Origin of the sequence: Marinobacter qingdaonensis, assembly GCF_034555935.1 — a bacterium.
GTDB classification, from domain to species: Bacteria; Pseudomonadota; Gammaproteobacteria; order Pseudomonadales; family Oleiphilaceae; genus Marinobacter; species Marinobacter qingdaonensis.
Genome location: NZ_JAYDCJ010000001.1, coordinates 487,062 through 499,739, shown reverse-complemented (window position 1 = coordinate 499,739; position 12,678 = coordinate 487,062). Strand labels below are relative to the sequence as shown.

Below are 12,678 nucleotides of genomic sequence, written 5' to 3'. Positions count from 1 at the left end.
CGGTCCCTATGCCCCTCCGCATTGGCGCAGTTGCACTTCTTGTCTTGACCCTGGTGCTGTCCTGGACGCTCGGCGGCTGGGTCGGCTACCGCCAGGTGGAGCAGGAGAGTCTGGAGGAGTCGTTTCGCTACCGGCAACTGGTGGCCAACGAGTTGAACCGGTACCTGCCCATTCCCGAACTGATGGCGGAGCACCCGCTGCTGGAGGACGCGCTCCGGCACCCCGGCGACCCGCAGGTCATCCAGCTGGCCAATGAGCAAATGCAGCGCATGGCCACCATCGTGGGCAGTTCCGATGTCTATCTCATGGACCCCACGGGGCTGACCATCGCCGCCAGCAACTACCAGCAGGAAAACAGCTTTATCGGGCGCAACTACTCGTTCCGTCCCTACTTTTCCGACGCCATGGCGACCGGCTCGTCGACCGTCTATTTCGCCCTGGGCATGATGTCCGGCGTGCGTGGACTCTACTTTTCCCACCCGATTCGCAGCAACGATAGCCGCATAGTCGGCGTCATCGCCGTCAAGGTGCTGGTGCACGAGCTGGAATCCCAGTGGCATCGGCCGGCGTCCCTGAGCGAGGCGCAAATGGTGGTGCTCGACGCCGCCGGCATCAGCTTTCTGGCCAGCAAGCCGCAGTGGCTGTATCGGGATTTCGAGTCCGACGACCGCGCCGGCACCGACCCGCAGTCGCGGCTGCGCTACCCGGAGCGGGACCTGGCGCCCATGGACATCCAGCCGCTCGGGCGGCCCTGGGGTCTGTCCCAGCGGTCGGCCAAGATCCGCATCCAGGGCGACGGCCCCAACGGCGACTACCTGAGCGTGCGCACGCCCCTGCCGCGGCTGGACTGGTCGTTGCAGGTGATGGTTAGCACCCGGCCGGTGGTCTGGACCCGCCTGGCGTTTGTGCTCGGGGGCCTGGCGCTGCTGGCGGGCGGCCTGCTGACCTGGCTGTACCTGCGGGAGCGCTATCGCCGGGAGGCTGAGCTGGCACTGCGCGGGGAGCAACTGGAACGCAGTGTGGCGGAGCGCACCGCCGATCTGGAGCGTTCGAACCAGCAGCTGCAGGAGGAAATCCGCGAACGTGAGCGGACCCAGAACGAGTTGCGGGAAACCCAACAGGAGCTGATTCAGGCCGCCAAGCTGGCGGTGCTGGGGCAGATGTCCGCAGGGCTCAATCACGAAATGAACCAACCTCTGACCGCCATCCAGACCTACGCCCGCAACAGCCGGAAGTTCTTGGACAAGGGCGCCACCGAGATGGTCGATGCCAATCTGCAAGAAATTGTCACCCTGTGCGACAAAATGGCGGAGCTGACCCGGCAGTTCAAGGTCTTCGCCCGCAAGTCCGAGGGCCCGCCCTCGGTGGTGGACCTGCGCCAGCCGGTCGACGCCGCCCTGAAAATCATCACCGCCCAGTCCAGCAGCGCCGACATCGACATCGTCTGGCAACGCCCGGAGCAGCCGGTGATGTGTCACGGTGACCTGATTCGCATCGAGCAGGTCATGGTGAACCTGATGGCGAACGCGGTGCAGGCGGTCGAGGGTCGCCCGCAACCGGCGATAAGGATCGAGGTCGAGGACGCCGGTGAGCACTGGCAGTGCCGGGTCCGCGATAACGGATCGGGATTGCCCGGCAACACCGAGCAGATATTCGAACCCTTCTTTACCACCAAGTCCGTCAAGCAGGGCCTGGGCCTGGGCTTGTCCATTTCCCGCCAGATCGTCGATGCCCTGGGCGGACGGCTGACCGGCCACAACCGCACCGACGGCCCGGGTGCCGAGTTTGTGTTAACCCTGAAGAAACGGGAGTCCATGGAATGACAGAACCTTCGGTTATCTTTGTCGATGACGACCCGCACATCCGTCAGGCCATCAGCCAGACCTTTGCCCTCGAGGATCTGCCGGTGGCCTGCTTCGAGGACGCACCGTCGGCGCTCGCGCAGGTGTCGGCGGAGTTTGCCGGTGTCGTACTGTGCGACTACAACATGCCGGGCATGGATGGCCTGGAGTTGCTGGACCGGATCCGCAACCTGGACGATGCCATCCCGGTGGTGATCCTCACCGGTCAGGGCGACATCAGCACCGCGGTGTCTGCCATGCAGCAGGGCGCCTACGATTTCATCGAGAAACCGTTCGATCACGAGGAGCTGATCGAGCTGCTGCGCCACGCCCTGGAAAAGCGCCACCTGGCCCTGGAAAACCGGCGTCTGAAGGCCCAGCTGCGCCACCTGGCCCGGCCGGGGCCCCGCATTCTCGGGGATTCGGCGGGCATGCAGAAGGTGATGGCCACCATTGACCCGGTGCTGGACATCTCCGCCAACATCCTGCTGCACGGCGAGACCGGCTCGGGCAAGGATGCGCTGGCGCGCTACATCCACGAGAACAGCCGCCGCAGCGCCCACAATTTTGTCGCCATCAACTGCGGTGCGGTGCCGGAAAACCTGATCGAAAGCGAGCTGTTCGGGCACGAGGCTGGGGCTTTCACCGGCGCGGAAAAACGGCGCATCGGCAAGATCGAGCACGCCCACCAGGGCACCCTGTTTCTGGATGAGTTGGAGAGCATGCCGATGCCATTGCAGGTGAAGCTGCTGCGGGTGCTGGAGGAACAGAAGGTCGAACGGCTCGGCAGCAATCAGGTGCAGGACGTGGACGTGCGCATCATTGCCGCCACCAAGGCGGACCTGAAGGCCCTGAGCGATGCCGGCGAGTTCCGTTCGGACCTGTATTACCGGCTGAATGTGGTCAATGTTGATATCCCTCCCCTGCGCGAGCGCAAGGAGGACATTCCGCTGCTGTTCCACCACTTCGTGCTGATCGCCGCCGCCCGCTACGATCGCGAGAGCGTGCCCCTGGACGCCAGTCAGGCGGCCCGGCTGATGCAGCACTCCTGGCCGGGCAACGTCCGGGAATTGCGCAACCTGGCCGAACGCTACGTGCTGCTCGGTCCGGCGGCCCTCGATGGCAATGCCCCCGAGGGCGACGCCAACGTCGCCGGTCGCCAGACCCTGACCGAGATGATGGACGGCTTCGAACGCTCGGCCATCGTCAGTGCTCTGAACGCCTGCCACGGCAGCATCAAGGACACCATGGTGCAGCTGGGCATTGCCCGCAAGACCCTCTACGACAAGATGAAAAAGCACGGTCTGGACAAGGCTCAGTTCAAGGACTGAGCCGGGTGCGGGGGCTTTTGGTTACGGACTGTTTCCAAACTCCCCAGGATGTCCAATTATCTTTCCGGTAATGGTTCGGTAACATAGCGCCCATCTGCCTGTCCCGGTGATCCCGGGGCAGTTCCCGCACCCCAAAAAAACCAAAAGTTTTTGCTATGAAAAATCTGACCATACAGACCCGAGTGTTGCTGCTGGCGCTGGTGCCGGTGATTGTGCTGACCGCTTTTCTGACCACCTACAACCTGAACCAGGCCCGCGAGATCGGCGATGGGGCGGTGGCCGGCTTCTCCGCCGACATGGAAGCCAGCAAGCGCCAGGAACTGAAGAACTACCTCGACCTGGCCCGCAGTTCCATCGCCCACCTGTATAACCAGCCGGGCTCGGCCGACGATCCCGAGGTGCGGGAGCAGGCCTACCAGATCCTGCGCCAGCTCCGGTTCAACGATTCCGGCAGCGCCGGCTACATCTTTGCTTACGACACCAGCGGCGTGAACGTCATGCACGGCGTCAAGCCGGCCCTGGAAGGCAAGAACCTGTGGGATTTCCAGGACCCGAACGGCACCTACCTGATCCGCGAGCTGGTGAAGGTCGCCCGCGGCGGCGGTGGGTACGTGCCCTACGGCTGGCAGAACAGCGACACCGGCGAGGTTGCCCCGAAGCTGGGTTACGCCGAGATGCTGCCGAAGTGGGGCATCATGATCGGAACCGGGTTCTGGGTCGACGGCCTGGAGGCCCAGGTCGCCGCTATGGACACCAAGGTCGGTGAATCCCTGAACGATGCGGTGATCGGCTCCATCACCACCTCCCTGATCGCCTTGGCCATCATCGTCGGGCTGGCCCTGGTGGTGGTGCGCAGCATCATTCGCCCGCTGAAATCCGCGGTCTCGGCCATGAACAGCATCGCCAGCGGCGACGGCGACCTGACGCGCCGGCTCGATGTCGACGGCAAGGACGAATTGAGCCAGCTGGCCACCGCGTTCAACAGCTTCGCCGATCAGGTGCACGGGCTGGTGGAGCGGGTGCTGGCTTCGACCCGGACCCTGAACGAGGCCTCCGCCGAACTGAATCAGGTCATGGGCGAAGCCGAGGAGGGCGTTGAGCGCCAGAAGTCCGAGAGCGACCAGGTGGCGACCGCCATGAACGAAATGACCGCGGCCGCCCAGGAAGTGGCCAACAACGCCAGCGAGGCCTCGGATGCGGCGGACCGGGCCAACGGCCAGGTCTGCGATGCCCAGGGTCTGGTGCACCAGACCATCGAGGTGATTGGCGGTCTGTCCGAGCAGGTGGGTGAGGGCGTCAAGGTCATCGAGAAGCTGGGCGCCGACTCCCGCAAGATCGACAACGTGCTCGAGGTGATCCGGGAGATTGCCGACCAGACCAACCTGCTGGCCCTGAACGCCGCCATCGAGGCGGCCCGGGCCGGGGAAGCCGGGCGTGGTTTTGCCGTGGTCGCCGACGAGGTGCGCACCCTGGCCAGCCGGACCCAGCAGAGCACCCAAGAGATCCAGGCCACCATCGAGCGTCTGCAGACCGGTGCCGGCAACGCGGTGACCCTGATCGGTGCCATCAGCGAGCGCAGCGAAGCGACGGTGGTGGAGACCCGCCAGGTCAACGACGCCCTGCAGCGCATCAGCGAGGCGGTGGCCACCATCAACGAGATGAACACCCAAATCGCCAGCGCTGCCGAAGAGCAGACCAGCGTGTCGGAGACCATCAACCAGAACGTGCACGAGATCGTTGCCATCACCGAGCAGACCGCCCAGGGCACGCGCCGGGCGGGCACCGCGACCCAGCGGCTCACGGCCCTGGCCGGGGATATGGCCGAGCAGGTCAGTCGTTATCGGGTCTGAGTTGAAGCGATAAAAAACCGGGGCCCGGCCCCGGTTTTTTTGTGCCTGCCGAACGCCGGCGGTTTAGAGGTTGGCCTCGGCGAACTCGGCCAGCACCGAGCGTGGCACACCCTGGAGGTGGATGTGGGCGCCGTGGCGGAAGCTCTTGAAGCGCTCGGTCATGTAGGTCAGACCGGAGCTGAGCGCGCTCAGGTAGGGGGTGTCGATCTGCGCCAGGTTGCCCAGGCAGATCACCTTGGAGCCGTTGCCGGCCCGGGTAATGATGGTCTTGATCTGGTGCGGGGTCAGGTTCTGGGACTCGTCGATGATGATCAGGCTGTGCTGGAAGCTGCGGCCGCGGATGTAGTTCATCGACTTGAAGTGCAGGGGCACCTTGCTGAGGATGTAGTCGACGCTGGCGGTCATGTTTTCATCGTCCTCGTGCAGGGCTTCGAGGTTGTCGACGATGGCGCCCAGCCAGGGTTCCATCTTCTCGGCCTCGGTGCCGGGCAGGAAGCCGATGTCCTCGTCCAGGCCCTGGGTCGAGCGGGTGGCGATGATGCGCTTGTACAGCTTGCTGGCCACGGTCATCTCGATGCAGGCGGCCAGGGCCAGGATGGTCTTGCCGGAGCCGGCCGAGCCGGTCAGGTTGACCAGGTGCACGTCCGGGTCGAGCAGCAGGTTCAGCGCCAGCGCCTGGTATACGTCGCGCGGAACCAGGCCCCAGACCTCCTCGTTCATCAGGTCGTGCTGGTGCAGGTCGCGGATCACCAACTGATCCTCGGACAGGTCCGAGACCTTGCCAACAAAGCCCTGCTGGTCGATGACGAACTCATTGATGTTGAGCCTGGCCAGCTCGCCCTCGCGCCTGAGGATGTGCTCGGTGATGCCCTCCCGCTGCACGGTCTCCACCTTTTCGATGGTGTCCCAGAACGAATTGGGGAATTCCTTGTAGCCCTTGGGCAGCAGGTCGATGTCGTCCAGCAGCTGGTCGTTGTGATAGTCCTGGGCCTCGACGCCAAAGCCGCGCGCCTTCAGGCGCATGTTGATGTCCTTGCTCACCAGGATGATGTCGCGGCTCTTATGCCGGTTCTGCAGCGCTGCCAGGGTGTTGATGATCTTGTTGTCGTTCAGGTGTTCGGGCAGCGAATGGGAATCGACGTGGTCGGTGCTCATCAGGATCAGCAGTTTGCCCAGCGGCTCGGCTTTCTTGGCCCGCACGATCGGCACGCCTTTCTCAATCTCCTTGGGGCTGGCGTCGCCCAGCAGCTTGTCGATGTTGCGGATGGCCTGACGGCAGTCGGCAGCCACCGCCTGCTTGCCGGATTTGAGGCTATCGAGCTCTTCAAGGACCGTCATCGGGATGATGACATCGTGTTCTTCAAAGTTGAGGAGGGCGTTGGGATCGTGGATCAGGACGTTGGTATCGAGGACGTACATCTTTTTGCGAGCTTGCGGTGCTCTGGGCATAGGTGGCGTTACCTCTCTGATGGCTCAGTCGTTACGGCTGCAGCGCTGCGTAAGTTCCCTGTCTGAAATCAACTTCAGCATATCGTAAGTGGTTATGATGCCGGTAATTTTTGAATCCCTGGTGACGAAGATCCGGTGCAGGTGCTCGCGCATCATGATATCCGCAATGTCGCGCACGGGCGTCTGCTCGTCAACTGATAAAACACTCGGGGTCATTATATCCCGCACCTCCACCGGCACCTTGCCCATTTCCTCGAAAATCGCCATGCGCAGGCGGCGGGCCTCCTGCTGTTCCTCTTGGGTGAGCCGGGCATCGGCGTTGGAGTGGCTGGCGTTCCAGCGAAACTCGGTGATGTCCTTGAGCGTGGCAATGCCGACGATTTCGCCGGTTTCATCGGTGACCGGGCTGCCGGTGATCTCGTTGTCGGTGAGGAAGCGAGCCAGCCGTTCCATGGTCCAGGACTGGGGGACTGCCTTGATGCTGGGGGTCATGATCTCGAACGCGAGAACCGTCATTGCGCGTGGTCTGCCTGCCATAAAGTCCGTTTGCCCAAGCTTAGCCTGTCAGCGCAGGCGCGTCATCCCCTCAGTGGCCAGATTGGCGCACATCCATCAACCGGCCCTCGGGGTCGTACACCAGCTCGAAATCCTGGTACCGGGGCTTGGCCGCCACCTGCTCCAGCGCCTGCAGTGAACGGATGGGGATGTCCACCAGCAGGCTGTTGACCAGCCAGCCGGGCAGGGCGCCGTTGGGGTCGGTGTGCTGGAGCCAGATCATTCGGGTTCTGCTGCCCTCGGGAATGAACCGGTAAAGGGTGTCGGAATGGTCGACCCGGACCCGGGTGTCGAACTCGGCGCGTTGGTTCGGGGTGGCGTTCAGATCCATGATCACCTCGCCAGTGCTGCGGTTGCCCCGGGTCTGGATGCGCAGTACGTAGTCGCGGTCGGTCACCGGCCAGGGCATGTCGTTTACCGAGTAGGCGTAGCGGTCGTGAAAGTCGCCGGTGCCAAAGGCGTAGGATTCGGTGCAGTTGTGCACCCACTCGACGCAGGACTGCGGGTTGATCATCACCGCCATCAGGTTCTCGATGGGCGCGTCGAGCAGGGCCTCGGCCTTGAAGGCCTTGAAGCTGGATTGGTCCTGGTCGATGGTGAACACGCGGATGTTGTCGGCTTCCTTGCGCAGACGCCAGCCCTCGGCGTTCTCCGCCGGCAGATCGGCGCCGGTGCCGGCCGCGCTCGGGCCGGTCAGCAACAGGGCGCACAGGCCGAGGCAAACGGCTGAGGCCCAGCCCGTGAAACGGTGGGCTCCGGTCTTTCTCATGGGGTACACTTCCTTGACGACGGTGGCCGGAGTCTAGCATGCGGTGATGTGGGAGACGGCCACGGAAACAATGGATTGTGAACCAGGTAACTGATGACCATGCGCAAGCTCATTGATGACCAAGGCCGGATCACCCCGGGACGGCTGGACGGACCGGTGGATGAAATCAACTATCTGGATTATGACCTGCGTTCGGTCATGGATCGGTCCCGGTCCCGTCTGGCCCGGCGCTGGCGCTTCAACCAGTTCCAGTTTGTCAGTGCCATGGCGCCCGGCTGGGTCTTCGGCATGGCCCTGGTGGACCTCAAGCTGGTGGCCAATGGCTTCTTTTACCTGTTCGATTTCGAGACCGGGCGCCTGTACGAGCAGTCGTTTCTGCAGCCACTGGCCCGGGGCAGCCAGATCGAGCCCCTGCCGGAGCACGGCATGGCCACCTTCGTGAAAGGCGAGGTGGCACTGAGGATCGTGGCCGGGGCCGGCGGTCGCAATGTGGCGGTGACCGCGCCGGGCGGCATCCGGGTGGATCTGGAGCTGAAAGAGGACGAGGACCCGCTGCGCCTGGTCTGTCCGGCCGGTTACAACGGCTGGGTCTTTACCCGGAAATCGGCGGGCCTGCCGGTGGAAGGCGAGATCCGCTGGGATCACCGGATCTGGCGCTGCGACGCCAGCACCCGCGCCTCGATCGACTGGAGTTGCGGTTTCATGCGCCGGGAAACAGCCTGGAATTGGGCCTGCATGGCCGGCACCCTGGGCGATGGCCGGTCCCTGGGGCTGAACCTGGCCGCCGGCGTCAACGAAACCGGCATGACCGAAAACGCCCTCTGGCTCGATGGCCGTTGCTTGCCCCTGGGGCCGGCGCAGTTTCGTTTCGATCGCTTTCGGCCCGGTGGAGACTGGCAGGTGCGCACCGACGACGGTCGGGTCGAGCTCCGGTTCGAGCCGGCCGGAGTGCGGCGGGAGAAGCTGAATGCCTGGGTGCTGGCGTCCAATTTCCGCCAGTTCATTGGCACCTTCTACGGGCGCGTCATTGACGATGAGGGGCGGGAGATTCCGGTTCAGGGTCTGCGCGGATTGATGGAAGACCATTTCGCGCGCTGGTAGGCCCGGCACGGGCCTACCAGCGGCACCCGGTTATCGCTCGGGCAGGGTGACGTTCAGTTCCAGCACCGAGCAGCTGTCGTTGCGGTCCACTTCCACCTGCACCATGTCGTCGCTGATCTGGACGTACTTGCGAATGACCTCCAGCAATTCCTGCTGCAACTTGGGCAGGTAGTCCGGCTGATCCCGCTGGCCGCGTTCGTGGGCCACAATGATCTGCAGTCGCTCCTTGGCGACGTTCGCGCTGTTGTTCTTCTTGCCTTTGAAATAATCCAGGAAACTCATCCCTTAGCCTCCCTTGAACATCCGTGAGAAGAAACCTTTCTTCTGGGCGGTCATGAACCGGTGTTCCCGGTCCTCACCCAGCAGTCGTGCCACGGCGTCGTCGTAAGCCTGGCCAGCATCGCTGTCCTGTTCCAGGATCACCGGCAGGCCCTGGTTGGAGGCGTTCAGCACCACCTGGCTTTCCGGAATCACTCCCAGCAGCGGGATGGCCAGAATCTCCTCGACGTCCCCCACCGACAGCATTTCGCCTCGCTCCACCCGGCCCGGGTTGTAGCGGGTCAGCAGCAGGTGCTCCTTGACCGGGTCCTGGCCCATCTCGGCGCGCCGGGACTTGCTCTGCAGGATGCCGAGGATGCGATCCGAGTCGCGCACGGAGGAGACTTCCGGATTGGTCACCACCACGGCCTCGTCGGCGTAGTAGAGTGCCATCAGGGCGCCGTGCTCGATGCCGGCCGGGGAATCGCAGACGATGTAGTCGAAGGTTTCCGACAGCTCGTTGATGACCTTCTCGACGCCGTCCTTGGTCAGTGCTTCTTTCTCGCGGGTCTGGGACGCGGGCAGGATGTACAGGGTGTCGACCCGCTTGTCCCGGATCAGGGCCTGGTTCAGGGTCGCTTCGCCCTGGATGACGTTGACGAAGTCGTACACGACCCGTCGCTCGCAGTTCATGATCAGATCGAGGTTGCGCAGACCAACATCGAAGTCGATCACGACGGTCTTGTGGCCGCGTTTGGCCAGGCCGGTGCTGATCGAGGCGCTGGTCGTGGTCTTGCCAACGCCGCCCTTTCCTGAAGTAACGACAATGATTCTAGCCAAGGTTAGATTCCTGTTTCGCGGTGGATTCGTGGTGTCTGCCGACGCGTCGGCTCACGTTGTTGAAGTCCGTGTTGATATCAGGCCTTGTCCAGTGGCGTCACCACCAGCAGGTCGTCCCTGAGCTGGATCTGTACTGCCGTCTTCCAGCCGTTGTCCTGAAGATCTTCGGAGATTTTATAGTGTCCGGCGATGGACACAAGCTCCGCCTCCAGGGATTGGCAGAAAACCCGGGCCGACTCGGCGCCGTGGATGCCCGCCAGGGCGCGCCCGCGCAGGGGGCCGTAGACGTGGATATTGCCGGCGGCGAGCACTTCGGCGCCCGCCTGCACCGGGGCGAGGATGATCAGGTCGCCCTCGGGGGCATAGATCTGCTGGCCGGAACGCACCGGCTGGTTGACCACCCGGGCCGGAACCGGTTCGCCGGCACCGGCGGCTTTGGCGTCCGGTGTGCCGGCGGCGTCCGCGCTGGCCGTGTCGGCCGGTTCCGATTCCGGCGCGTGGGCGCGGTCGCGCTGGCTGTTACCGGGCAGCAGCGCCAGGGCCGCGCCCCGGGCCAGTCGGCGCTGGTCGTCGTTGCCGCCGCGCACACCCACCACATGGATCTGGTGCCGTCGGCAGGTGCCGATGATCTTGAAGAAATCCAGCTCGCTGTCCAGGCCCTCGTATTTCTCCAGGCTGATGATGATCGGGATGTCCTTGAAGAAGCCCGGGGCCTGGCTGATCTTGTCCCGGAGCGTGGCCTCAAAATCGTCCGGGTCGAAGTGATGCAGTTCCAGGGCGGTCATGGACACGCTGGCACTTTTCAGCTGGAAAACCTGTTGCACCCCGGAGGTGGTGGAGTCGGTCATGAATGGGTCTCTTCCTTGGTGTTGGCCGCGGGCCGAGGGCGCAGTGGGGCGCTGTCGAAGCGGATGCCGGACCAGCCGGTGGCCATGAACTGACGGATGTTGCCGTGGCTGTCGCCGGCCGGCTCGTCCTGGACCTGACGGTAATGCTCGGCGAACAGGTTCAGGGTCTCTGTTTCCGACAGGTTGCAGTGCTGGCCCAGTGCGAACACCCGGCAGGAGCCGGCATTCTCGCCGGGGCCGTTGTACAGACCGCCGTTGTGGAAACCGGCCGGCTGGTATTCGAAATGCTCGGCAATCAGCGCCAGGGTGTCGTCAAAGCGGGCATGGCCGGCGGTAACCGAGGCCAGGTGAATCCGAACCGCTTCCTTCACATGCATCACTTGTGTTCCTGCTTGGGGCCGGTCTGATAGAGGCTCTTCCATTCCTCGTAGGGCATGCCGTAGATGATCTCGCGGGCATCCGGATCGGACAGTTCGATGCCGCGGGCGTCGGCTTCGGCCCGGTACCACTTCGACAGGCAGTTGCGGCAGAAGCCGGCCAGGTTCATCAGGTCGATGTTCTGCACCTCGGTGTGATCACGCAGGTGCTGCACAAGGCGCCGGAAGGCGGCGGCTTCGATTTCGGTTTGCTGGTTTTTGGGAATGGGGTTGGTCATGGCGCCTCACAATGCGTCAACGGGTGAACGGTAGGGTTCCTGACATTCTCAGCATGATAGCTTAAGATACAAGGCTGTATAAATGTACAGAATGTTGACGCGAGCCCTTTGCCCATGCCTCAGCGCAAGATCATCCACGTGGACTGCGACTGCTTTTACGCCGCGGTGGAAATGCGGGACGATCCCAGCCTGCGCGAGGTACCGCTGGCGGTCGGGGGCGCCGGCGGGCGCGGGGTGGTGACCACCTGCAATTACAAGGCGCGGGCGTTTGGGGTGCGCTCGGCCATGCCCGGCAGCGAGGCGCGGCGGCTCTGCCCGGGGCTGGTGACCGTGCCCACGGACATGGCGCGCTACCAGGCCGCCTCCAAGCAGGTGATGGCGATCTTGCGGGAACTGACCGATCTGGTCGAACCCCTGTCCCTGGACGAAGCCTTCCTGGACGTGTCTGAAATCACCGACCACAAGGGCAGTGCCACCCTGATGGCGCGCTACCTGCGGGAGCGCATCCGCAAGGAGGTGGGGATCACCGTGTCCGCCGGCGTGGCCCCGAACAAGTTCCTGGCCAAGATTGCCAGTGACTGGCAAAAACCCGACGGCCTGTTCGTCATCCGGCCGGAGGATGTCGACCGCTTTGTCCGGGCCCTGCCGGTGGAAAAGCTGTTCGGCGTGGGCCAGGTGACGGCGGCGAAACTGCATGCGCTCGGGGTCGAGACCTGCGGCGACATCCAGGCGGTGGGGCCGCAGGTCCTGGTCGATCGCTTCGGCAAGCAGGGCTATCGCCTGCATGAAATGGCCTACGGCCGGGACGAGCGACCGGTGGTGGTGTCCCGGATCGCCAAGTCGGTGAGCGTGGAGCGCACCTTTTCCCAGGACCTGCCGGATCGGGCCGCCTGCGAGTCGGTGCTGGCCGCGCTGGTGGCGGACCTGAACCGGCGCCTGGCCCGTAAGGCCCGGCAGAAACCGATCCACAAACTGTTTGTGAAGGTTCGCTACAGCGATTTTTCCACCCACACCCTGGAGCGGGTGCGGGAGCAGGTGAGTGAGCCGGCCGAGACCGATTACCTGCCGCTGTTCCAGGAGCTGGTGGGCGACAAGGACCGGCCGGTGCGGCTACTGGGGTTGGGGGTACGGTTCCGCAACGACGAGGCGCCGGTGACCCAGTTGCGACTGTTCGACTGAAA

General features: G+C 63.9%; 13 protein-coding genes. 5 read left to right on the top strand and 8 right to left on the bottom strand.

The window, feature by feature from the left end:
- Positions 1-8: 8 nt before the first annotated feature.
- The 3 genes from U5822_RS02290 (at position 9) to U5822_RS02280 (ending at position 5,022) form a co-directional block, all read left to right on the top strand.
- Entirely contained in the window at positions 9-1,823 is a 1,815-nt protein-coding gene (locus U5822_RS02290) for a sensor histidine kinase (RefSeq protein WP_322854001.1), read from the top strand.
- Positions 1,820-3,172, top strand: coding sequence for a sigma-54-dependent transcriptional regulator (locus U5822_RS02285; RefSeq protein ID WP_322854000.1), 1,353 nt, complete (start codon positions 1,820-1,822; stop codon positions 3,170-3,172). Before U5822_RS02290 ends, U5822_RS02285 begins: the two co-directional genes overlap by 4 nt.
- Before the next feature lie 155 nt (positions 3,173-3,327).
- Entirely contained in the window at positions 3,328-5,022 is a 1,695-nt protein-coding gene (locus U5822_RS02280) for a methyl-accepting chemotaxis protein (RefSeq protein WP_322853999.1), read from the top strand.
- Positions 5,023-5,085: 63 nt separating this feature from the next.
- On the opposite strand, the gene U5822_RS02275 is transcribed toward U5822_RS02280, so the two are convergent.
- From U5822_RS02275 to U5822_RS02265, 3 genes are all read right to left on the bottom strand, one after another.
- The gene (locus U5822_RS02275; protein WP_425258639.1) at positions 5,086-6,471 is read right to left on the bottom strand and encodes a PhoH family protein; all 1,386 of its coding nucleotides are present in this window, start codon (positions 6,469-6,471) and stop codon (positions 5,086-5,088) included.
- A gap of 24 nt (positions 6,472-6,495) precedes the next feature.
- Positions 6,496-6,987, bottom strand: a complete 492-nt coding sequence (locus U5822_RS02270; protein ID WP_322853998.1) for a CBS domain-containing protein — start codon at positions 6,985-6,987, stop codon at positions 6,496-6,498.
- A gap of 70 nt (positions 6,988-7,057) precedes the next feature.
- Positions 7,058-7,795, bottom strand: a complete 738-nt coding sequence (locus tag U5822_RS02265) for an START domain-containing protein (RefSeq protein WP_322853997.1) — start codon at positions 7,793-7,795, stop codon at positions 7,058-7,060.
- A 99-nt stretch (positions 7,796-7,894) separates the two neighbouring features.
- Here U5822_RS02265 and U5822_RS02260 point away from each other — a divergent pair, with 99 nt between their 5' ends.
- A complete protein-coding gene (locus tag U5822_RS02260; protein WP_322853996.1) occupies positions 7,895-8,896 on the top strand; it encodes a DUF2804 domain-containing protein in 1,002 nt (333 codons plus the stop codon).
- A gap of 30 nt (positions 8,897-8,926) precedes the next feature.
- On the opposite strand, the gene minE is transcribed toward U5822_RS02260, so the two are convergent.
- The 5 genes from minE to U5822_RS02235 all read right to left on the bottom strand — a co-directional run bounded on the left by minE (position 8,927) and on the right by U5822_RS02235 (position 11,497).
- Entirely contained in the window at positions 8,927-9,178 is a 252-nt protein-coding gene (minE, locus tag U5822_RS02255) for a cell division topological specificity factor MinE (protein WP_322853995.1), read from the bottom strand.
- A 3-nt stretch (positions 9,179-9,181) separates the two neighbouring features.
- Positions 9,182-9,994, bottom strand: a complete 813-nt coding sequence (gene minD, locus U5822_RS02250) for a septum site-determining protein MinD (RefSeq protein WP_322853994.1) — start codon at positions 9,992-9,994, stop codon at positions 9,182-9,184.
- 77 nt (positions 9,995-10,071) lie between these two features.
- Entirely contained in the window at positions 10,072-10,842 is a 771-nt protein-coding gene (gene minC, locus U5822_RS02245) for a septum site-determining protein MinC (RefSeq protein ID WP_322853993.1), read from the bottom strand.
- Positions 10,839-11,219 carry a HopJ type III effector protein gene (locus U5822_RS02240; protein ID WP_322854199.1) on the bottom strand — a complete coding sequence of 127 codons (381 nt, stop codon included), beginning with the start codon at positions 11,217-11,219 and terminating at the stop codon, positions 10,839-10,841. Before U5822_RS02240 ends, minC begins: the two co-directional genes overlap by 4 nt.
- Complete coding sequence (locus tag U5822_RS02235) at positions 11,219-11,497, bottom strand: DUF1244 domain-containing protein (RefSeq protein WP_322853992.1); 279 nt, start codon at positions 11,495-11,497, stop codon at positions 11,219-11,221. Before U5822_RS02235 ends, U5822_RS02240 begins: the two co-directional genes overlap by 1 nt.
- Before the next feature lie 114 nt (positions 11,498-11,611).
- Between U5822_RS02235 and dinB the strand changes: the two genes are divergently transcribed.
- Entirely contained in the window at positions 11,612-12,676 is a 1,065-nt protein-coding gene (gene dinB / locus U5822_RS02230; protein ID WP_322853991.1) for a DNA polymerase IV, read from the top strand.
- Positions 12,677-12,678 lie beyond the last annotated feature (2 nt).